17 protein-coding genes are annotated in these 19,298 nt (G+C 68.2%); 8 read left to right on the top strand and 9 right to left on the bottom strand.

Annotation, left to right across the window (positions count from 1 at the left end):
- Window positions 1–102: 102 nt before the first annotated feature.
- Window positions 103–441: an Hpt domain-containing protein gene (locus tag C4N9_RS01825; protein WP_109531567.1), complete on the top strand. Its 339-nt coding sequence runs from the start codon at window positions 103–105 to the stop codon at window positions 439–441.
- An 18-nt stretch (window positions 442–459) separates the two neighbouring features.
- Here C4N9_RS01825 and ilvA read toward each other — a convergent pair whose 3' ends face one another.
- The gene (ilvA, locus tag C4N9_RS01830) at window positions 460–1,707 is read right to left on the bottom strand and encodes a threonine ammonia-lyase IlvA (RefSeq protein WP_109531568.1); all 1,248 of its coding nucleotides are present in this window, start codon (window positions 1,705–1,707) and stop codon (window positions 460–462) included.
- A gap of 123 nt (window positions 1,708–1,830) precedes the next feature.
- Here ilvA and C4N9_RS01835 point away from each other — a divergent pair, with 123 nt between their 5' ends.
- Window positions 1,831–3,057 carry an alpha/beta hydrolase gene (locus C4N9_RS01835; RefSeq protein WP_168192087.1) on the top strand — a complete coding sequence of 409 codons (1,227 nt, stop codon included), beginning with the start codon at window positions 1,831–1,833 and terminating at the stop codon, window positions 3,055–3,057.
- Here the strand turns inward: C4N9_RS01835 and C4N9_RS01840 are convergent.
- Both C4N9_RS01840 and C4N9_RS01845 read right to left on the bottom strand, forming a co-directional pair.
- The gene (locus C4N9_RS01840; protein WP_109531570.1) at window positions 3,054–3,683 is read right to left on the bottom strand and encodes a Smr/MutS family protein; all 630 of its coding nucleotides are present in this window, start codon (window positions 3,681–3,683) and stop codon (window positions 3,054–3,056) included. The genes C4N9_RS01835 and C4N9_RS01840 overlap by 4 nt on opposite strands.
- 21 nt (window positions 3,684–3,704) lie before the next feature.
- Entirely contained in the window at window positions 3,705–4,373 is a 669-nt protein-coding gene (locus C4N9_RS01845; RefSeq protein WP_109531757.1) for a Tim44/TimA family putative adaptor protein, read from the bottom strand.
- A gap of 112 nt (window positions 4,374–4,485) precedes the next feature.
- On the opposite strand from C4N9_RS01845, the gene C4N9_RS01850 reads away from it, so the two are divergent.
- The 4 genes from C4N9_RS01850 (at window position 4,486) to C4N9_RS01865 (ending at window position 7,169) form a co-directional block, all read left to right on the top strand.
- On the top strand, window positions 4,486–4,941 hold the full coding sequence (locus tag C4N9_RS01850) for an FxsA family protein (RefSeq protein ID WP_109531571.1): 456 nt from the start codon (window positions 4,486–4,488) through the stop codon (window positions 4,939–4,941).
- Window positions 4,942–5,052: 111 nt separating this feature from the next.
- Window positions 5,053–5,586 (top strand): protein-export chaperone SecB, encoded by a 534-nt coding sequence (gene secB, locus C4N9_RS01855; RefSeq protein ID WP_109531572.1) that lies wholly within the window; start codon window positions 5,053–5,055, stop codon window positions 5,584–5,586.
- A 106-nt stretch (window positions 5,587–5,692) separates the two neighbouring features.
- A complete protein-coding gene (locus C4N9_RS01860; RefSeq protein ID WP_109531573.1) occupies window positions 5,693–6,415 on the top strand; it encodes a hypothetical protein in 723 nt (240 codons plus the stop codon).
- A 154-nt stretch (window positions 6,416–6,569) separates the two neighbouring features.
- Window positions 6,570–7,169, top strand: coding sequence for an HD domain-containing protein (locus tag C4N9_RS01865; protein ID WP_109531574.1), 600 nt, complete (start codon window positions 6,570–6,572; stop codon window positions 7,167–7,169).
- Window positions 7,170–7,583: 414 nt separating this feature from the next.
- Here the strand turns inward: C4N9_RS01865 and C4N9_RS01870 are convergent, their stop codons facing one another.
- Window positions 7,584–8,141, bottom strand: a complete 558-nt coding sequence (locus C4N9_RS01870; protein WP_109531575.1) for an ActR/PrrA/RegA family redox response regulator transcription factor — start codon at window positions 8,139–8,141, stop codon at window positions 7,584–7,586.
- Window positions 8,142–8,245: 104 nt separating this feature from the next.
- The gene (locus tag C4N9_RS01875) at window positions 8,246–8,899 is read right to left on the bottom strand and encodes an SCO family protein (RefSeq protein ID WP_109531576.1); all 654 of its coding nucleotides are present in this window, start codon (window positions 8,897–8,899) and stop codon (window positions 8,246–8,248) included.
- A 93-nt stretch (window positions 8,900–8,992) separates the two neighbouring features.
- Here C4N9_RS01875 and regB point away from each other — a divergent pair, with 93 nt between their 5' ends.
- Both regB and C4N9_RS01885 read left to right on the top strand, forming a co-directional pair.
- Window positions 8,993–10,369 (top strand): sensor histidine kinase RegB, encoded by a 1,377-nt coding sequence (gene regB, locus C4N9_RS01880; protein ID WP_109531577.1) that lies wholly within the window; start codon window positions 8,993–8,995, stop codon window positions 10,367–10,369.
- A 129-nt stretch (window positions 10,370–10,498) separates the two neighbouring features.
- A complete protein-coding gene (locus tag C4N9_RS01885) occupies window positions 10,499–12,064 on the top strand; it encodes a PAS-domain containing protein (protein ID WP_109531578.1) in 1,566 nt (521 codons plus the stop codon).
- A 78-nt stretch (window positions 12,065–12,142) separates the two neighbouring features.
- On the opposite strand, the gene trxA is transcribed toward C4N9_RS01885, so the two are convergent.
- Genes trxA through tsaE form a run of 4 tightly spaced genes read right to left on the bottom strand, consistent with a single transcriptional unit; the run spans window position 12,143 to window position 19,206 of the window.
- Window positions 12,143–12,463 carry a thioredoxin gene (trxA, locus tag C4N9_RS01890; protein WP_109531579.1) on the bottom strand — a complete coding sequence of 107 codons (321 nt, stop codon included), beginning with the start codon at window positions 12,461–12,463 and terminating at the stop codon, window positions 12,143–12,145.
- A gap of 60 nt (window positions 12,464–12,523) precedes the next feature.
- Window positions 12,524–15,847, bottom strand: a complete 3,324-nt coding sequence (addA, locus tag C4N9_RS01895) for a double-strand break repair helicase AddA (protein ID WP_109531580.1) — start codon at window positions 15,845–15,847, stop codon at window positions 12,524–12,526.
- Window positions 15,840–18,761: a double-strand break repair protein AddB gene (gene addB, locus C4N9_RS01900; RefSeq protein WP_342748760.1), complete on the bottom strand. Its 2,922-nt coding sequence runs from the start codon at window positions 18,759–18,761 to the stop codon at window positions 15,840–15,842. The genes addA and addB overlap by 8 nt, the downstream gene beginning before the upstream one ends.
- On the bottom strand, window positions 18,748–19,206 hold the full coding sequence (gene tsaE, locus C4N9_RS01905) for a tRNA (adenosine(37)-N6)-threonylcarbamoyltransferase complex ATPase subunit type 1 TsaE (RefSeq protein WP_109531581.1): 459 nt from the start codon (window positions 19,204–19,206) through the stop codon (window positions 18,748–18,750). Before tsaE ends, addB begins: the two co-directional genes overlap by 14 nt.
- Window positions 19,207–19,298: the final 92 nt, after the last annotated feature.

Raw genomic sequence — 19,298 nt, forward strand, 5'->3', positions numbered from 1 at the left:
AACAAGTGTTGAAAGGTTGCATTGTTTTCATCCGGCGTCTGGCATTAGGCTTTCACGCAGACGTTGCCTTGATGTTCTTTTTGGCAGGAAGGAGGGACCGTCATGGTCGATACCGTCATTGACTGGGCCCAGGTCGACGAATTGCGCGCGGATATGGGCGATGCCTTTCCCGATGTCGTCAAGGTCTTCATCCAGGAAGTCGAGGAAGCGCTGGCCAGCCTGACCGCCACCGCCGATGCCACGACGCTTGCCGAAACGCTGCATTTCCTCAAGGGCGCCGCGCTGAACCTGGGCTTCAGCCAGTTCGCCGACGCCTGCGCCACGGCCGAGAACGACGCCCATGCGGGCCAGACCGAGACGATCGACCTGGACGCGATCCGCGCGCTTTATGCCGGTTCGCTGAAGGAATTCCAGGTCGGACTGGCCCAGCGCGCGGCGTGAGCCGCGGCATGGACTGGTTCACACGAGGAAGTTCGCCAGCGTCTCATCCACGGTGACATCGCGGTAATCGAAGCCGGCGACATCCATCCGCCGGAACAGTGCGTCGATATTCTCTGCCCGCGCGGTTTCGATCCCGATCAGCACCGAGCCGAAATTGCGCGCGGATTTCTTCAGGTATTCGAAACGGGCGATGTCGTCCTCGGGGCCGAGGATCTCGAGAAAGTCGCGCAGCGCGCCCGGACGCTGCGGCAGCCGCAGGATGAAGTATTTCTTCGTTCCGGCATAGCGCATGGCGCGTTCGCGGACCTCGGGCAGGCGCTCGAAATCGAAATTTCCGCCCGAAGTCAGGCATACCACGGTCTTGCCGGCGATCTGATCGGCCAGAGCGGGCAGGCAATCGACGGACAGCGCGCCCGCCGGTTCCAGCACGATCCCCTCGACATTCAGCATTTCCAGCATGGTGACGCAGATCCGGTCCTCGGGCGCCAACAACACATGGGCGGGGTCGATATCGGCCAGAGCGGCGAAGGGACGCGCGCCGATGCGGGCGACGGCGGCGCCGTCGACGAAACTGTCGACGCGCGGCAGCGTGACCGGCGCACCCGCCTGCAACGCCGCCGTCAGGCTGGCACCGCCCGCGGGCTCGATGAAGCGGAACTCGGGCGGGTTGCCCAGCGCGTCGAAATAGCGCCGCACGCCCGAGGACAGACCGCCACCGCCCACCGGCAGGACGATCATGTCGGGCGCCTGGCCCATCTGGTCCATGATCTCGACCCCGACGCTGGCCTGACCCTCGATCACGTCGTCATCGTCGAAGGGCGACAGGAAATGGCCGTTCACCTCGGTGCAGAAAGCCTGCGCGGCGGAAAGCGACTGGTCGAAATAATCGCCGGTCAGCCGGATCTCGACCTGGTCGCCGCCGAAGGTGCGGGTTTTGTCGATCTTCTGTTTCGGCGTGGTCACGGGCATGAAGATCACGCCGCGCTTGCCGAAATGGCGGCAGGCAAAGGCCACGCCCTGCGCATGGTTCCCGGCCGAGGCGCAGACGAAGGTTTCATGCGCGGGATCCTGTTCCAGCACCCGCCGCATGGCATTGACCGCGCCCCGGATCTTGTAGCTGCGCACCGGCGTCAGATCCTCGCGCTTGAGCCAGATATCGGCACCGAAGCGCTTCGAGAGATGGTCGTTGCGCTGCAGCGGCGTCGGGTCGAACAGGGACCGGAGGCTGTCGGCGGCTTGGCGGGCAGAGGTCAGGATATCGCGCATACCGCGTCCATACTGCGGATGGCACCGTATTGGGAGGACAGAATCGCGCAGGGCGACATTGTTTGCATGACGCTTGGGGAAGGGTGATGTATCACGGCGCTGACCGGGTTCGGGGACCGCATGATGCGCGCGATCTTGCTTCTTTCACTGACCATTCTTGCCGCCTGCGCGGTAAGGGCACAGGTCGACTACGTCGATGCGCCGGGCGGCAGCGTTCCGGGAGCGACCCTGCGCACGATCCTGGTGGGGACGACGCGCGGCCCCGATCCCGAACAGGACGTACCGGGGACCGATCGGGCCGAAGAGATCCGCTATGGCCGGTATGTCGTGTCGATCCCCGATGACCGCGACTCGGGCGAGATCCCGCGCCAGCGGACGCGCCAGCAGGCCGATCCGCGCGAACATTTCATGCTGGCCGGGGACGAGCCGCTGAGCGCCGAGGCGTTCCGCGACGCCCTGCGGGCCGAGATCGCGCAGGAGCCGCGCTCGGAACGCGAGGCGGTGGTTTTCGTCCATGGCTTCAACAACGCCTTTATCGAGGGCGTCTATCGCACCGCGCAGCTGGATTACGACCTGCAGATGCCCGGCGTGATGCTGCATTATTCCTGGCCCTCGCTGGGCGCGCCGCTGGCCTATGCGCATGACCGCGACAGCGCGCTGTTCGCGCGCGACGGGCTGATGCAGATGCTGCGGCAGATCCGTGCCGCGGGCGTGACGCGGATCACCATTCTGGCGCATTCGATGGGGTCGCAGCTGACGATGGAGACGCTGCGGCAGATGGCGCTGATGAACGATCCGGTCCTGCGCAATGTCGAGGGCGTGATCCTGCTGTCCCCCGATATCGATGTCGAGCTGTTCCGCCAGCAGGTGCGGGCGATGGGGGACCTGCCCGACCTGTTCGTCATCGTCACATCGCAGCGCGACCGGATCCTGACGCTGTCGGCCAGCATGACCGGCGAGGCCGCGCGGCTGGGCAATATGACCGATCCCAGCGCGGTCGCCGATCTGGACCTGACGGTGATCGACGTGAGCGCCTTCGCGCGCGGCGCGGGGCATTTCACCATGGGGTCCTCGCCCGAGCTGAACCGCCTGCTGGCGCAGATGAATGCCTCGCTCGAGGACGAAGTCTCGGGCCGGGTGCCACTGCTGCCGGCGGCGTTCCTGACCTTGCAGAATACCGGGCAGGTGATCCTGACGCCGTTCAACGAGATACAAGAGGATCTGACCGGCTCCGGCGGCTCGACCGGGCGTCCCGCCGTGCTGCCCTGGTGGTTGCGGCGGATGGTGATCGACGACGAGCCCGACGCGACGCAGGCCACGTCCGAGGGCGCGGCGTCAGACGACCGCTAACGCCGCCGCCGCAGATAGACGTAATAGGCGCCGGTGCCGCCATGGCTGCGATGCGCCTCGCGGGTTTCCAGCACCAGCGGCCCCAGCGGCGCGGCGCGCAGCCATTGCGGAACCTCATGCTTCAGAACGCCCTGCCGCACGGGCATCGGCGCCGCGTGATCGGGCCCCGCCTTGCGCCCCTTCCCGGTGATCACCAGCACCAGCCGCAATCCGCGCGCATGGGCGCTCATCACGAAACCCAGAAGAGCGGTATGCGCCTGCGCGACGGTCATGCCGTGCAGGTCGATCCGCGCCTCGGGTTCGAGCTTGCCGCGCGTCATCGAGCGATGAAGGTTGCGATCCATGCGCACGGGCTCGCGCGCCAGCCGGTCGCCGACGCTTTCGGCCAGATCGACGCGCGTCTTGGGATGGCTATGGGGCTGCGGCTTTGGAAAGGTCATGCGGCCCGGAACAGGCGCGGGTGCCGGGGCCGCACCCTGCGGGGCGGACGGCGCGCGCGGATCGGGGACCGGGCCGTCGCGCAGATCGGGTTTCGCCGGGTCGGACGAAGCATGCAGCCGGTTGGCGCTGCGCGCCACCCTTTGCCACAAGTCGCGCTCGTCTTCGGTCAGACGCCGGCGGGGCATGAGATACCCTCCGGTTGCGGATCAGTCGCCCGTTGCGACCAGTCGCCAGTTCGGATTGTCCGACCCCATCACGCGGGCAAAGGTCCAGTTGTCGCGCTGTTGCTTGATCTGGTTCGGGTCGCCTTCGACAGCGTTGCCGTCGCGGTCATAGACCACCTGCGTCAATTCGCCCACGAAGCGGATGGTGATCTCGGCCTCGCGGCTGGTCGGATCGAACCGGGCCGAGGAAATGCCGATCTCGCGCAGGCCGACGAAATTGGCCTCGACCTTCAGGCCCTCGCGATCGCGCAGCTGCACGACCTCGTCGAAGCTTTCGAACACGTCGCGCGACAGGAACGGGACCAGGTCGTCCAGCTCGCCGCGCTCGAACCCCATGAGGATCATCTCGTAGGCGCCGCGCGCCCCGCCCAGGAATTCCGACACGCTGAACGACGGCTCGGCGCGTTTCATCGCCGCCAGGGCAACGGCGGCGTCCGAACTGGCGGGAACGTGATCGGTAATGTCGTGATCTTCCCCACCCTCGATCACTTCGAAGCCGCGCTGGGGCGCCTGACCCTGCGGCGCGGGGCCGGTCATCGGCTCGGGCGGACGCTCGTACCCGTCGCGGGTTCCCAGCACGCTGCGCAGCTTCAGGATCAGGAAAACCGCAATACCGGCCAGAACGAGAAGTTGTATCACTGCGGAATCCATCATGTCCTCGGGGCGTGGCTCGGGCTTGGTTTCATTCAATCGTTGACTATGTAGGGTGCGTGACGCCCCGTGTCTACCGCAGGCGGGGCACGCATTGTCGAAAGGAATCGTCTTGCCCGCCTTGTTGGTCTTCGTCCTGATGCCGCTCATCGAGATCGCGCTGTTCATCGCCATCGGCGGCGAGATCGGCGTGGGCGCCACCCTTGCGCTGATCGTGCTCAGCGCGCTTCTGGGCGCCGCGATCCTGCGCGGCCAGCGAAGCCGCGCGGTGGCGATGATGCAGGGCGGCCTGCGGGTCGCGCCGGGTACCTTCGTCGCGCAGGGGGCGTTCAGCGTGCTGTCGGGGATCCTGCTGATCCTTCCGGGCTTTCTGACCGACGCCCTGGGCTTGGTCCTGCTGATCCCGCCGCTGCAACGCGCCATCGTGCGCGGCATCGGCGCGCGGACCACGGTGGTGACCACCTCGACCTATCGGCGCGGCGACGTGGTCGACGGCGAGTTCACCGTGCACGAGCCGCGCCCCGACCCCATCGACCCCGATCACAGGATCGACGACCGGCGCCCCTGAAAGCCGTCCCGGATGGCCGGGAATGGCGCGGGGGTATGGCCCAGCGCCATTGAGGCAGCGCAAAGCACCTGCTAGAACCGCCGCGACACATGACCGATGCAGGAGAGTTTCATGGCCGAAAGTGGCAACGGCGCGACGCCTCAGCCTGACGCCCCGGCGGGCGCGCAGCCCGGCGGGCAACCGCAGGTGAAGTTCCAGGTTCTGGCGCAATTCGTGCGCGACCTGTCGTTCGAGAACGCGGTCGTCCGCGGCGACGGCGTGCTGCCCCCGGGCCAGCCGGACATTCAGGTGCAGGTCAGCCTGGACGCGAAAAAGCGCGACACCGACGGCCATTACGAGGTCATCTCGAAATACAAGATCGAGTCGAAGCACAAGGAAACCGGCAAGGTCCTGTATCTGGTCGAGCTGGAATATGGCGGCATCTTCCTGATCGACGGCCTGCCGCAGGACCAGATGCACCCGTTCCTGCTGATCGAATGCCCGCGCATCGTCTTCCCCTTCGCGCGCCGCATCATCTCGGACGTGACCCGCGACGGCGGCTTCCCGCCGCTGAACCTCGACATGATCGATTTCATGGGCATGTACCGCCAGCAACTGGCGCGGCAAGCCCAGGCCGGTGCGCCGGCGGGGACGAAGATCTCCTGAACCGCGCCTTGCGCGACGCATTTCCGACGGCCGGGCTTTGTGCCCGGCCGTTTTTCATCCTCCGCTCTTCGGATCTTGTTAATATCTTCGGCGCAGTCTTGGGCGCATGGAGCATGCCGATTCCGATCTGACCGACCCAGACGCCGCCATCGGTGCGCCGCCCGCGCGGGGTATCCGGCATGGGAAGGACTTGCAGGCCCGGGTGGGGATCTTGCGCAACCCCAACGCGCCGCCCGCGCCGCCGCCGCGCCGGGCCGCGCTGACGGGGCGCTGGCCTTCGTTGCGCAGCCTGCGCCGACCCTCGGGAAAACGGGGGAAAGCGGGCGGCAAGGGCGCGTCCGAACCGCCTGATCCGCAGGCCGCTGACCGGACGGCTTCCGTCGCCAATCCCGACGGGACGGCTGCGCGCCCGGCGCGCGCTTCCGGCACGCGTCCCAAAGACGCGCCGTCGATCGATATCGAAAGCCTCATGGCCTCGGTCGCGGGGATCGGAAAGCCCGAGCGGGTGCGCGCGCCCTATTCCGCCCTCGCGCTGGGCGATGGAGGCGACGACGAAAGGCCTGCGCCCGACCGCAAACCGGCAATCCTGACCGCCGCCGCCTGGCTCGACGAGGACGAGGAGGAAGACGACGACCCGCTGGGCCGGGCCTTCGGCGCCGCGCTGACAGATGGCACCCCCTGGCCGCAGGGCGACACGCCCGCCCCCCCGGAACCTGCGCCGCCCGCGCCGCGCCGGGGCCCCCTGTGGCTGGGTCTCGCGGTGCTGGTGCTGGCGGCTGCGGCGGGGAGTCCCGTCGTTCTGGGACTGTTCGCGCGGTTCGGCGGGTAGGACAGCGCGCGGGTTTCGCCGGGGACGGCGTTCAGCCGACCAGCCGAACGGGTTGAGCGACGCCATCGGATTGGGTATCGACCGGGAAACGGCCCCCGCACCGCCGTCCGGCGCGGGGCACCGCGCCCCCGGAGACGCCCATGAAGACCCGCCCATGAAACAGCCGCGCGCGTGGCAACGGATGCTGTCGGGCCGCAGGCTCGACCTGCTGGACCCGACGCCGATGGATATCGAGCTTGAGGACATCGCGCATGGCCTTGCCTTCGTCGCGCGATGGAACGGGCAGACCACCGGCGACTGGCCCTATTCGGTGGCCGAGCATTCGCTGCTGGTGGAAACGCTGGTCGGCCGGCTCAACCCCGGCTGGCCCGCGCGCTGGCGGCTGGCCGCGCTGCTGCACGACGCACCGGAATACGTGATCGGCGACATGATCTCGCCGGTGAAAGCCGCCGTGGGGCCGGGTTACGGGACGCTGGATGCGCGGCTGACGACGGCGATCCACCTGCGCTTCGGCCTGCCCTCGGCGCTGCCGAAGACGATCAAGGCGCGGATCAAGCGCGCGGATACACTGAGCGCCTGGCTGGAAGCGACGCAGATCGCGGGATTCTCGCAAGACGAAGCCAACCGCATTTTCGGTCGCCCCGGCGACGCGGTCGAGGGCATCCGGATCACCCCGCGCCCGCCCGCCGAAGTCCGCGCCGACTACATCGCCCGCCACGCCGCGCTCATGGCTGAGATCGACGGAAAAGCCTGACGGGTGAGCCGCTTACAGAGACGGGCCATCGATCTGACGGAGCGGCTATCGCGCAGCTTGCGGCGGGTTGTGCCGGAACGCTGGCGTCCACACGATTGAGGAAACGAGCGCCTGTCGGAGCGAGGCGCACGGTTCGTGATAACACGGAGACAGGGCCGATTCCCCCGGAGGGATACTCTGAGCGCAAGGTCCCTCGCATTTCTGTCCGCGCGATGCGACGCCGACATGTCGCGTCCGGGGACGCGACTTTGCCGGGGGAAACCATGAGATGGGACACCACGGCGGGATGGCCCCCGACACCCCTCGATCCGCGCGGCAGGGAGGCGCCGGAGGCCGCGCAAAGCGCGTCACGGGTACTTCCCGTACCCCCATCAGTCGGAAGAGATCCGGCCACAGCCCCCGGCGCAGCCCGCCCTAACGCGGGGAGCGTTTGGCGAGGATGCGTTGCAGGGTGCGGCGATGCATCGACAGCCGGCGCGCGGTCTCGCTGACATTGCGGTCGCATTGCTCGTAGACGCGCTGAATATGTTCCCACCGGACGCGATCGGCGGACATCGGGTTTTCCGGCGGCTCGGGCAGAACGTCGCCTTCGCGCTGAAGCAGGGCGTTGACCACCTCGCCGGCATCGGCGGGCTTCGACAGGTAGTCTGTGGCGCCGATCTTGACCGCCGCGACGGCGGTGGCGATGGCGCCGTAGCCGGTCAGCACGACGATACGCGCATCGGGGCGCTTGGCGCGCAGGGCCTCGACCACGTCGAGCCCGTTGCCGTCTTCAAGCCGCAGGTCGATCACCGCGTAAGCGGGCGGGCGGGAGACGGCCAGAGCCTTGCCGGCGGCAACCGAACCGGCGGTATCGACCACGAATCCGCGCCGTTCCATCGCGCGGGCGAGCCGCTTGAGGAACACCTCGTCATCATCGACCAGAAGAAGGGACGGGTCGTCGCCAAGATCGAGCTGGGTGTCATCGCTCATGCGCAGGTCCTCGGGTTTCCTTTAACGATCTAGTCAGCTTACGCGCGGAAATCAAATTCGGATGCGATTTGCCGCCTTCGTGTTCGCGCGACAGCCCGATCCTCTCAGGCGTTGGACAGGAAACACTGGGTCTTTTCCGCGACCGCTTCGGCGCTTTCGTCATGGCGGAAGATCTCGACCGTGCCGTGACCGGGCAGCACGAGATAGCTGAAGGTCGAGTGATCGACGAGGTAGAATTCGTCCGACCCGTCGCCGTCGTTGCGGCTGAAATAGGTGCGGTAGGCGCGCGAAGCGGCGCGGACCTGTTCGTCGCTGCCGGTCAGGCCCACCATGCGCGGGTGGAAGATCGAGGCGAATTCGCCCACCACCTCGGGCGTGTCGCGCGCGGGATCGACCGAGATGAAGACGGGCTGCACGGTCTCGCCCTCGGCTTCAAGGATCTCGGTCGCCAGCGCGTTACGGGCGCTGTCGAGCGGGCAGACATCGGGGCAGAAGGTATAGCCGAAATACAGGATCGATGGTTGCGTGATCACATCGGCATCGGTGACCGTCTCGCCCTGCGCGTTGATCAGCTCGAACGGGCCGCCGATCTGATCGAGCCCGCCCATCGCCACCGAGGTGCGGCAGGGCGCGAAGGGATCGTCGGACATGCCCAGAAGCTGGCGCATCCACGGCGGCTGCAGAAAGGCCAGCACCGCCAGCGTCACAAGCATAAGCGTTACAAAGGCGGCGGCCCCGATGGCATAGCTGCGTGTCATTCCCGCATTCCTCATGTGACTTTCCCGCGCTTGATGCCTTAGCCCTGCGCGCGTAACAAGGCGCAAATCCCTCTCCGCGACAACAGGACGCCGATGGACAGACAAGCCCGGGGATTGATGAACCGCGATGTTCAGGGCCAGTGGGTACGCCTGCAGACCCTGACGCGCGTACGCTGGCTGGCCGCAAGCGGTCAGGTCTTTGCGCTGTTGATCGCGCATTACGTCTTCGACCTGTACTTCGCGCTGAGCCTGTGTCTGGCCGTTGTGGCGGTGTCGGCGGCCTCGAACCTGTTGTCGACGGTGGTGTTTCCCCGCTCGCGCCGGCTGTCGGAAACCGAGGCGCTGCTCACGCTGGTCTTCGACACGACCCAGCTTGCGCTGTTGCTGTTTCTTACCGGGGGCATGAACAACCCGTTCGGGCTGTTGCTGATCGCGCCCGTGACCATCGCCGCGACGGCGCTGACCCTGCGCTCGGTGTTGATCCTCGGCGGGCTGGCGGTGGCGCTGGCGTCGTTGCTGGCGTTTTCGTTCGAGCCTTTGCGCACGGTGAACGGCGATATCCTGGTCCTGCCCGACCTGTTCCGCTTCGGGTTCTGGATCGCGCTGGTGATCGGCATCGCCTTTATCGGGCTCTATTCGCGCTCGGTCGCGGCCGAGAAACACGCGCTGACCGAGGCGCTGCTGGCGACCTCGCTGGCGCTGGCGCGGGAACAGAAGCTGACCGATCTGGGCGGCGTGGTGGCCGCCGCGGCGCATGAGCTGGGCACGCCGCTGGCGACGATCAAGCTGGTCTCGTCCGAGCTGATCGACGCGCTGGACGATCCCGAGCTGAAAGAGGATGCGCGGCTGTTGCGCGAACAGGCCGACCGCTGCCGGGCGATCCTGCGCTCGATGGGACAGGCGGGAAAGACCGACCTGCACGTGCATCACGCGCCCATCGAGACGGTGCTGGACGAGGCCGCCGCGCCCCATGCCGACCGGGGCAAGGCTCTGATCCTCGATATCGTCGGCGACGAGGCCCGCACCACCGAGATCCAGCGCCGCCCCGAGATCATCCACGGGCTGCGCAACCTGATCCAGAACGCGGTCGATTTCGCGCAGTCCAGCGTCTGGATCGAGGCCGACCTGACGCAGACCCATTTGTCCGTGCGGGTGATCGATGACGGGCCGGGCTTTCCGCCGCATCTGTTGACCCGGATCGGCGACCCTTATCTGCGCGACCGCCACGGTGCCGCCCCGCGTGACGAATCCCGGCCCGAATACGAAGGGATGGGACTGGGCCTGTTCATTGCCAAGACGCTGCTGGCACGGACCGGGGCCGAGGTGCGGTTTCGCAACTGTGCGGGCAACGGGCATCCGCGCAAGGCGCCGGAGGCACGCTGCGGCGCGCTGGCCGAGGTCCGCTGGCCGCTCACCGCCATCCAGGCAGATCCGCGCCGGGCGCTGGGGGACAATGCGCCGATCCACTAAACCGCCCGGTCCCGGCATTAACGGTGATTTAACCAATCCGGCAAAGGCTTGAGCGATACCGGGAATCGCCGTTCCGCGTAACGAGTGCTGTGTGCGGGATCGCTTCCGATCTGTGGATTTGGGGGGATTATGGCCGCGTCATTGACCTTTGCGCTCGTTCTCACGGGGACATCGGCCCTGACCGTGGTCGCGATCCTGCTTTTTGCCGCGGCCCTGCGCGGCCCGCGCCGGTCGGAAATCCAGGCTTTGGGGCCGGGGGGCGATGCGGCCTTTCTGCTCGATTCCGGCACGCTGGTCGATGTCAATCCGCGGGGCGCCGCCTTGCTGGATTCGCTGCGCCACGCCGATGAAGGCTCGGCCGAAGACTGGCCCCGGCTGTCGCGCTTCCTGATGGCCGAATTCGCCGATTTCCAGGCCCGGCTTGACGATCTGCCGGTGACGCAGCACGCGCGGCTTGCCGGGCAGTCCGACGCCGGGCTGGAGCTGGCGCTCGACTGGGTGGCGGGGGCGATCCGGATCGTGGTCATAGACCCGCGCGCCGAAGATGCGAGCGTGGTTCTGGACCGCCTGAGCTATCGCGCGCTGCATGACGAACTGACGCTCTTGCGCGATGTGACGGAACACGCCCCGCTGCTGTTGTGGCGCGAAGACGGCGGCGCGCGCGTGACCTGGGCCAATGCCGCCTATCTGCGATGCCTGACCGACGCCGATCCCGGCGGCGCGCTGCGCTGGCCGATGCCCGCGCTGTTCAACACGACGGGCGAGCCGGGCGGCGCGCCCTGCCGGGCCACGCCCCGGGGCCTGCGCGACCGGTGGTTCGACATCTCGCGGGTCGGACACGAGAGCGGCACGCTGAATTTCGCCGTCTCCGCCGATGCCGCGCACCGGGCCGAGCGGGCGAAGCATGATTTCGTGCAGACCCTGACGAAAACCTTTGCCACGTTGCCGATCGGGCTGGCCGTTTTCGACCGGTCGCGGCGGCTGCAGATGTTCAACCCGGCGCTGACCGATCTGACCGGGCTGGAGCCTGAATTCCTGCTGTCCAAACCGGGGATCGAGGGGTTCCTGAACCGGATGCGCGACAAGCATGTCCTGCCCGAACCGCGCGATTATCGCAGCTGGGCCAAGCGGTTGCTGGATATCGAGATGAGCGCGCCCACCGGCGGTTTCGAAGAAACCTGGAGCCTGGCCTCGGGCCAGACGTTTCGCGTCACCGCCAGTCCCCATCCCGACGGCGCGCTGGCCTTCCTGATCGAGGATATCACCTCGGAAACGCATCTGACCCGCAATGTCCGCGCCGAGATGGAAACCAGCCAGTCGGTGCTGAACCAGCTTGACGAAGCCATCGCGGTCTTCGCGCCGAATGGCGAATTGGTGTTGACGAACGCCGCCTTTTCCGAGCTGTGGACGCTCGACGGGGAAGAGACGCTCACCGCCGTGACGCTGAACGAAGCGCTGGACAACTGGCGCGAGGCGGGCGACGACCCCGGATTATGGGACAGGATCGCAGCCCTTGCCCGCGTCAACCGGGCCGAAGCGACGACGATCCGGGGCCCGATGCAGCTGGCCGATGGCGAAACGTTGCAAGTCGATGCCCGCCGCACTTCGACCGGGGCGATCATGATCCGCTTCGCGCCGGGCGCAGGAGCGCATCCCGAAAGCAACGCCGCGCAGGGCTTTCGGGCCAGCGCCTGAAGACAGGCGACCGCCCGCTGGAACGAGAAACGCCGGGTCCTCCGACCCGGCGTTTCCCTGCCAACACGGATGAAGGGCTCAGATAGAGCCTTCGATCCAGCTTTGCAGCGCGGCCTTGGGCGCCGCGCCGACCTTGTTGGCGACAATCTGGCCGTCCTTCACGAGGAACAGCGCCGGGATGCCACGGATGCCCATCGCCGCGGTCACTTGCGGATTCTCGTCGACATTGACCTTGGCGATCTTCACGCGGCCTTCGAACTGTTCCGACAGCTCTTCCAGCGCCGGGCCGATCTGCTTGCACGGGCCGCACCATTCGGCCCAGAAATCGATGACGACGGGCAGGTCGCTGTTGCGCACTTCGTCATCGAAGGTGGCGTCGGTCACGGGAAAAGTAGCCATGTCGGAATCTCCTGACGGAATCGGATGCTGTGGGGGGCTGAACTTAGGGTCTGTCTCTAACTAGGAACCCCCCGGATCGGGGTCAAGGGCGGCCTGTGCGAGCGCCGCCGCGACGGCCTCGGCCGATAGCGGCATCAGCGTCGCGGTCGCGGTCCACAACAGCGCGCACTCGACCCGGCGATCAGGATAGACCCCACGCAGCAGATGCGCATAGGCGCCCATTTGCCGCAACAGCCCCTCGGGCACCGCATCGGCACGGGCGGGAACCTGCCGGTTGGATTTGAAATCGACCGCCAGCACCCGGTCGGGCGTTACGATCAGCCGGTCGATCACGCCCCAGATCGGCTGTCCGTTCCAGATGCCCGACAAAGCCACCTCGACCAGCGCGTCGGGGCCCATGACAGGGGCAAGGTCGGGATTCTCCAACACGGCAAGCGCTTGCGCCAGCGCGTCGGGCCCGCCCACGCGCCCGGCGGTCAGGATCTGGCCCCGCGCGGCGCGGGTCTCGGGCGCAAGGGGGGCCAGATGTTCCAGCAGAAGGTGGATCAGCGTGCCGCGCGCCATCGCCTGTTCGCTGTCCTCGGGCGGGCCGCCATCCAGAAGCGGCAGCGCCTTGGCCCCGCCCAGCGCCGAGGGGGTCAGCGCGGGCGGGCGATGCGGCAGGACGGGCAGCGGCGGCAGGTCGAGAGACGGCGCCGCCTCGGTCTTCTGCCGCGCGGTGCCGGGCTGCGCCGCCGGCCAGTCGCCATGCGCGTGCCGCAGGCCCGGCCCGGTGGGCGAGTCCAGAGGTACGGTGCCCAGCGCCGGCAGGGCCATGGCGACGCTCTGATACCAGCAGGGCTTGTCGACCTCGCCCGCGCCGCAGACGATGAGCCAGCTTTCCGCCCGCGTCAGCGCGACGTAAAGCAGGCGATCGCCCTCTTCGCTGCGCAGGTCCTGATCGTGCTGATCGGCCTCGCGCTGCAACTCGGTCGCGTTGTCCTTCGTCGCGCGCAGGATCGGCACGCCCGCAGCCGCGGTCACGGCCCCGCCGCGCGGGTCCTGCCGATAGGCGGTGTCGGGCAGGATGACGATGGGCGATTCCAGCCCCTTGGAACCATGCACCGTCATCACCCGGATGCAGCGCCCCTTCCCTTCGGCCTGTCGCTGAACCTCGGCATCCGAGGCATCGAGCCAACCGAGGAACCCGTCGAGCGAGGGCACATGCCCCTGTTCATAGGCCATCGCCAGATCGACGAAGGCTTCGAGCGCATCCTCGGCCTCGGCGCCGAAGCGGGCGCGGATGCGCCGCCGCCCGTCATGGCGGATGAGCACGCGTTCGATCAACTCGTAAGGGCGCAAAAAATCGACCTGGTCGCGCAGGTCGTTCAGCACGCTCAGGATCGGGGCATAAGCCGCCTCGTCCTTGCGCAGCTTTTCCCACAGATAGCCCGGCCGCCCATGCGCCAGCCGGAACAGCGCGTCTTCGTCCAGCCCGAACAGCGGCGAGCGCAAAACCGTGGCCAGCGACAGATCGTCTTCGGGCAAGGCAAGGAACCGCAACAGCGCGATCAGGTCCTTGACCGCCAGCACCTCACCCAGCGCCAGCCGGTCGGCCCCGGCGATTTCCAGCCCTTCGGCCTTGCAGGCGCGGATGATGGCGTGAAACAGCAGGCGGCGGCGGCGGACAAGGATCAGCACGTCGCCTTCATGGACCGGGCGCGGACCGTCGCGGGTCTGGATCTGCTCGCCGCGCTCCAGCATCGCGCGGATCTCGGCGGCCAGACGGCGGGCAAGCTCGGCTTCGGCATTGTCGGGGGACGGGCGGTCGATCGGGTCTTCCCAATCGGTTTCCTCGGCCTTGTCGGGCTTGGGAATCGCGGGCCACAGATCGACCCGACCGGGCATCGCGGGATGAAACGCCAGATGCTCGGGCGTGCCGCCCAGCCCGCCGGCATCCTGCGCGAAACACTGATCGACAAGCCGCAACACCGCGTCGGACGAGCGGAACGAATGCTTCAGCTCCATCCGGTTGAGATGCTGCTGCGACGCGGCCATGCGGGCATCGAAACGGTCGCGCGTGGTCTCGAACCCCTGCAGGTCGGCGCCCTGAAAGGAATAGATCGACTGCTTGCGGTCGCCGACGACGAAGATCGTGCGTTCGGTTTCGCGCGCGCCTTCGCCGACGGTGAATTCCTGCGTCAGAAGGTCGATCACCTGCCATTGTCCGGGCGAGGTATCCTGCGCCTCGTCGACAAGGATATGGTCGATCCCGCCATCGAGCTTGAACAGAACCCATTGAGCGACTTCGCTTTTCGACAGCAAGTCGCGCGCAAGGCGGATCAGGTCGTCGAAATCCAGCCAGCCGCGCGCGGCCTTCGCAGCATCGAGCGCGGGCAACCATGCGCGCGCGAAGGCATGCAAAGCGGCAGCGGCATCGCGCGAGGCCAGGGCAAGGCGCAACAGGCGCGCGGCCTCGACCCGCTCGCCCAGCCGGTCGAGCGCATCCAGATCGTCGGGGCCGATCAGCTTTTGCGTGGGCTTCGTCGCGTGTTTGCCGGTCTTGGCGACGAAGGGCTCTTTCGCGCCCGCGCCGGTCAGCAGCTTTTCCTCCAGCACCGGCAGCGCGTCGAGCCCCGGCACCAGACCGAACAGCGCATCGGCCAGCTTGTTGTCGTTGGGCCCGCCCTGCCGCAGCTTGGGGATGAGGCGGGCGAAGAGATCCCCCTCGTCCCCGTCGAACACGCTGGCCAGCACCCCGTCCAGCGTCGCGCCCTTGGGCAAGTCGAACAGCCGGTCCAGATCGGGCGCATCGCCGGTGAAAGCGTCGCGGTGGCGGCCCAGATCCGAAAGCAGCCGGGCGAACGCCTCTTCCCCCAAGAGCGTCAGGACCGCGCGCAGGATCGTCGCCTCGGCGCCGCTGGCCAACCGGTCGAGAAGCTCCATACGCAATTGCTGCAGGCTGCGTTCCTCGATCTCGGTGAAATCGGGCGAAACCGCCGCTTCCAGCGGGAACCGACGCAACAGGGCCGAACAGAAGGCGTGGATGGTCTGGATCTTCAGCCCGCCCGGCGTTTCGATCGCGCGGGCGAACAGGCGCCGCGCGCGGGGCAGGATGTCAGGGTCAAGATGCTCTTCACCCATCTCGCGCAGCTGGGCGATCAGCGCCGCGTCGTCCAGCATGGCCCAGCCGCCCAGCCGCGCGAACAGCCGGTTCTGCATCTCGCTGGCGGCGGCCTTGGTATAGGTCAGGCACAGGATGCGCTGCGGCGGCGTGCCGTTCAGCAAAAGCCGCGCCACCCGGTCGATCAGCACCTTGGTCTTGCCCGACCCGGCATTGGCCGACAGCCAGGTCGAGGCCCGCGGATCGGCCGCGCGGATCTGGTTCAGCGAGGCTTCATTCATCGTGGTCTCCGACGCGCTGGGTTTCGGGACGGTCGGTGATCTCCCATTCGCCGCGCCGCGACAACGCATCGTAATCGCCTGCGCGGTCTTCGAATTTCGGTGCGCGCAGGGCGGTGAAGCCCTGATCCGGCCGGCGATAGGTGGCGATGAACCGCAACAGCCGCGCGCGGGTATCGGCCACGCTGTCAGGATCGGCGCCGCCATCGCGCCGCGCGAATTTCGACCCGAGCGAGACGAACTCGGCCAGCGCCACGTCGCCCGCGCCGATGCCGAACGCGTCCTGCATCGCCATCAGCGCCAGCAGTTTCAGCTGGATGTTGAAATGCACGACCTCTTTCGCACCGGGCAGCGCGCCGGTCTTGTAATCGTAGATCTGCAGCCGCCCGTCGGGCAGCCGGTCGATGCGGTCGGGTTTCCCGGTCAGCGTGAAGGGCGGCTCGGCCAGTGTCATCGCGCCTTTCTGTTCGCTCAGCACCGGTGTGCCGGGAAGCGCCGCGTTCCAGGTGACGAAATCCTGCGCCACCGGATCGAGCCGCGCGCGCCAGTGCTGGCGGGTCGCGGGCCAGGGGCAAGACGCGTCCAGCACCTGTTCCGCGATCCGCAGAAAGGCCTCGCGGTCGGGCGGCGTGCCGGGCGGATGGGTCTTCAGATATTCCTCGGGCACCCGGTGCAGCACCGTCCCGCGCAGCCGCGCATCGGCCTGCGGCGACAGCGGGTCGAGCGGCGACAGTTTCAGGATCCGCTCGGCATAGATGTGATAGGGGTCGCGGATCAGCATCTCGACCCGCGTCACCGGCAGACCCTTCAGCCGCGCCGAGACCGGCGGGGCGGGCGCCGGGCGCGGATTGCGCCGCTTGCTGGGCTCGGGCACCGCGCGCAGATCGGCGTCGAGGATCTGCGCCTGCTGCAGCCAGTGACGCCCCCGTTCGCGCATCGCCGCCAGCGCGGCGTCACCCCCCTGCCCCGGCAGCCCGGCAATCAGGTTGGTCAGCCGGTTGAGCCAGCGCGACGGCACGGTCTGCGCCTCGGCATTGCGCGCGGCGCGCGACAGCACCACCTCGGGCGCGCCCGCGGCCTGCTGGAAATCGTGCGCGGACAGGCCGATCTGGCGTTCGGGCAGCAACAGCCCGGCATCGCGCCGCATCTGGCGGTTGAACCACGGGTCCGGGCTGGGCGCCGAGGGCCATGTCCCTTCGGTCAGCCCGCCCAGGATCACCAGATCCGCCCCCTGAGCGCGCGCTTCCAGCGTGCCCCAGATCATCACCTCGGGGTGGCTCTGGGTAATCTCGCGCACCTCCTTGCCGACGAACAGCGCGTCCAGAATGGCCAGGTAGTCGCGCCCGGTCACGTCGCCGCCATGTTCGGCGTGAAGCGTCAGCTCGTCGAACAGCGCGCGGGCGGCGCGGCCCGCCTCTTTCAGCCACAGCTCGCCCGTGCCTTCCTGCGTGCCTCCGGCAAGGCGCGCGGCGAACGCCTCGTGCGCCGCGACCCAGTCTTCCAGCGGGCGCTCGCCTTCGTCGGGCTTCGTGCCCAGCGCCCCGGACAGGCACGCGGCCCAATCGCCGCGCTCGGGCCCCTTGGCGGCGAAATCGGCCAGCGCGTCGGCGTCGGGGAAAGGCACCGCGTAACGGCGCAGGTACAGCTCCAGATCGCGCAGGTGGCGCAGGTGATCGCCGCGCCCGCCGGCGCTGTGGGCCAGCGGATGCTTGAGCAGGGCAATAAGCGCCTCGGCCGTGACGGTCCCGGTCATCAGCTCGGCCGTCTGGCGCAGGAAGCGGCCCGGCGCGGACAGGCCCAGCGGCCGCCCGGCGCTGTCATCGGGGACCAGATGCCAGCGGTCGAGCGCGGCGGTGACGCGGCGCGCAAGCTTCCGGTCGGGGGTGATGAGGGCGGCGCGCCGGCCCTGCACGGCAGCGTCGCGCAGACAGAGCGCGATTGCCTGCGCCTCGGCGCGGGGGCTGGGCGCCTCGATCAGCGACAGATGCGCGGTCGCTTCGTGCAGATCGCCCAAGGCCGGGCCGTCGCGCAGCCATTGGTCGGTCACGGGCGCGGGCCGAAGCGCCAGCGAGATCAGCGCGTTGCGCGCGGCATCGGGCGCCGGGGCCGCGCTCCAGCCCTGCACCGCGCGCGGCGGCAGGTCCAGCGCGGCCATCAGATGCGCATAGCGGAATTGCGGGTGATCTTCGGATTCCAGCGGTTCGTTGAGCTGCCGCCAGACCGCGCCCGGCAGGTCGAAATCGAAGCCCGGCAGGACCAGCGCACCCTGCGGCAAACGGCTGACCGCCTGCATCAGCATCGCGTTCGGCCCGCGCGAGCCGGTGGAACCGGCGACGATCAGCGGATGCGCGGGCGGCGCGTCCTGCCAGTCGGCGACCAGCTGCGTCACCGCGGCGCGCAGCCGCGCCTGCCCGCCCGAAGCCGGGCCCAGAAAGCGCGCGATCAGCCGGATGAACCGCAGCGAGCGGTCCCAGTGCAGCGAATGCTGCGAGACGTCGAGATCGTCGAGGATATCCATCGACACGCCCTCGCCCTGCATCTCGTCGAGCAGACGAAACAGGCTTTCGGCCAGCGAGAAGGCCGCCGAGGTCGGACCCAGATCGGGCTCGGCCTGCAGCAGTTGGCGGATCAGCCGGGACAGCTCGAACCGGGTGCGCAGGGGCGGATCGACCTCGCCGCCCGCGATCTCGGTCAGAAGTCGGATCCGGGGCAGAAAGCCCGGACCGTGGGTCATCAGCGCGTCCCTCAGCCGGGTCTGCATCCGCGCGGTGTTGACCAGCACCTCGCACCGGGCCAGGGCCTCGGGCGGGTGTCCGGCAAAGCGTGCGCGAAGCCCCCGCGCCAGTTCGGCGGGAAAATCGGCGCCGGGGGGGATGCCGAAGACGCGGGGCGCGGGGCTGGGGTCAAAGATCTGCAAGCCGTGTCTCCCATGCCGGATCGTCGGACAGAAAGGCCACGCAGCGCCCCTCGCCGCTCAGCGACAAGCGCAGTTCCAGCGCGCCCCGGGGCCGGTCGAGGCCCAGCTTGCCGGGCCATTCGACAAGGCAGAGCGCGGTGTCGAAAGCCTCGGCAAGGCCCAGCTCGATCACTTCGTCGGGATCGCCCAGCCGGTAAAGATCGGCGTGCCAGATCTCGCCCGCGTCGCTGTCATAGACCTGAACCAGCGTGAAGGTGGGCGACGGCACGTCCTCGGCCACGCCCCGCGCGCGGATCAGCGCCCGGGCCAGATGCGTCTTGCCCGCGCCGATCTGTCCTTCCAGCAACAGCACGTCGCCTGCGCCTAAACGGGCGGCCAGCCGCGCGGCCAGCGCATCGGTGGCGTCGGGATCGGGCAGAAAAACGGGGGGGTGCACGGCGTTCATGCGCGCAGACTAGCCGCGCGCGACGGGCGCTGCCAGAGGGGCCGTGCCTTGCGACGGCGCGACCCCGAAGCCATATAGGGCCGGAACAGGAA

Source organism: Pararhodobacter marinus, from assembly GCF_003122215.1.
Classification (GTDB): domain Bacteria; phylum Pseudomonadota; class Alphaproteobacteria; order Rhodobacterales; family Rhodobacteraceae; genus Pararhodobacter; species Pararhodobacter marinus.

Excerpts from the sequence above, each read along its gene's own strand:
- C4N9_RS01825 (WP_109531567.1), top strand. The coding sequence starts at position 103 with ATGGTCGATACCGTCATTGACTGGGCCCAGGTCGACGAATTGCGCGCG.
- ilvA (WP_109531568.1), bottom strand. The coding sequence starts at position 1,707 with ATGCGCGATATCCTGACCTCTGCCCGCCAAGCCGCCGACAGCCTCCGG.
- C4N9_RS01835 (WP_168192087.1), top strand. The coding sequence starts at position 1,831 with ATGCGCGCGATCTTGCTTCTTTCACTGACCATTCTTGCCGCCTGCGCG.
- C4N9_RS01840 (WP_109531570.1), bottom strand. The coding sequence starts at position 3,683 with ATGCCCCGCCGGCGTCTGACCGAAGACGAGCGCGACTTGTGGCAAAGG.
- C4N9_RS01845 (WP_109531757.1), bottom strand. The coding sequence starts at position 4,373 with ATGGATTCCGCAGTGATACAACTTCTCGTTCTGGCCGGTATTGCGGTT.
- secB (WP_109531572.1), top strand. The coding sequence starts at position 5,053 with ATGGCCGAAAGTGGCAACGGCGCGACGCCTCAGCCTGACGCCCCGGCG.
- C4N9_RS01860 (WP_109531573.1), top strand. The coding sequence starts at position 5,693 with ATGGAGCATGCCGATTCCGATCTGACCGACCCAGACGCCGCCATCGGT.
- C4N9_RS01865 (WP_109531574.1), top strand. The coding sequence starts at position 6,570 with ATGAAACAGCCGCGCGCGTGGCAACGGATGCTGTCGGGCCGCAGGCTC.
- C4N9_RS01870 (WP_109531575.1), bottom strand. The coding sequence starts at position 8,141 with ATGAGCGATGACACCCAGCTCGATCTTGGCGACGACCCGTCCCTTCTT.
- C4N9_RS01875 (WP_109531576.1), bottom strand. The coding sequence starts at position 8,899 with ATGACACGCAGCTATGCCATCGGGGCCGCCGCCTTTGTAACGCTTATG.
- regB (WP_109531577.1), top strand. The coding sequence starts at position 8,993 with ATGGACAGACAAGCCCGGGGATTGATGAACCGCGATGTTCAGGGCCAG.
- C4N9_RS01885 (WP_109531578.1), top strand. The coding sequence starts at position 10,499 with ATGGCCGCGTCATTGACCTTTGCGCTCGTTCTCACGGGGACATCGGCC.
- trxA (WP_109531579.1), bottom strand. The coding sequence starts at position 12,463 with ATGGCTACTTTTCCCGTGACCGACGCCACCTTCGATGACGAAGTGCGC.
- addA (WP_109531580.1), bottom strand. The coding sequence starts at position 15,847 with ATGAATGAAGCCTCGCTGAACCAGATCCGCGCGGCCGATCCGCGGGCC.
- tsaE (WP_109531581.1), bottom strand. The coding sequence starts at position 19,206 with ATGAACGCCGTGCACCCCCCCGTTTTTCTGCCCGATCCCGACGCCACC.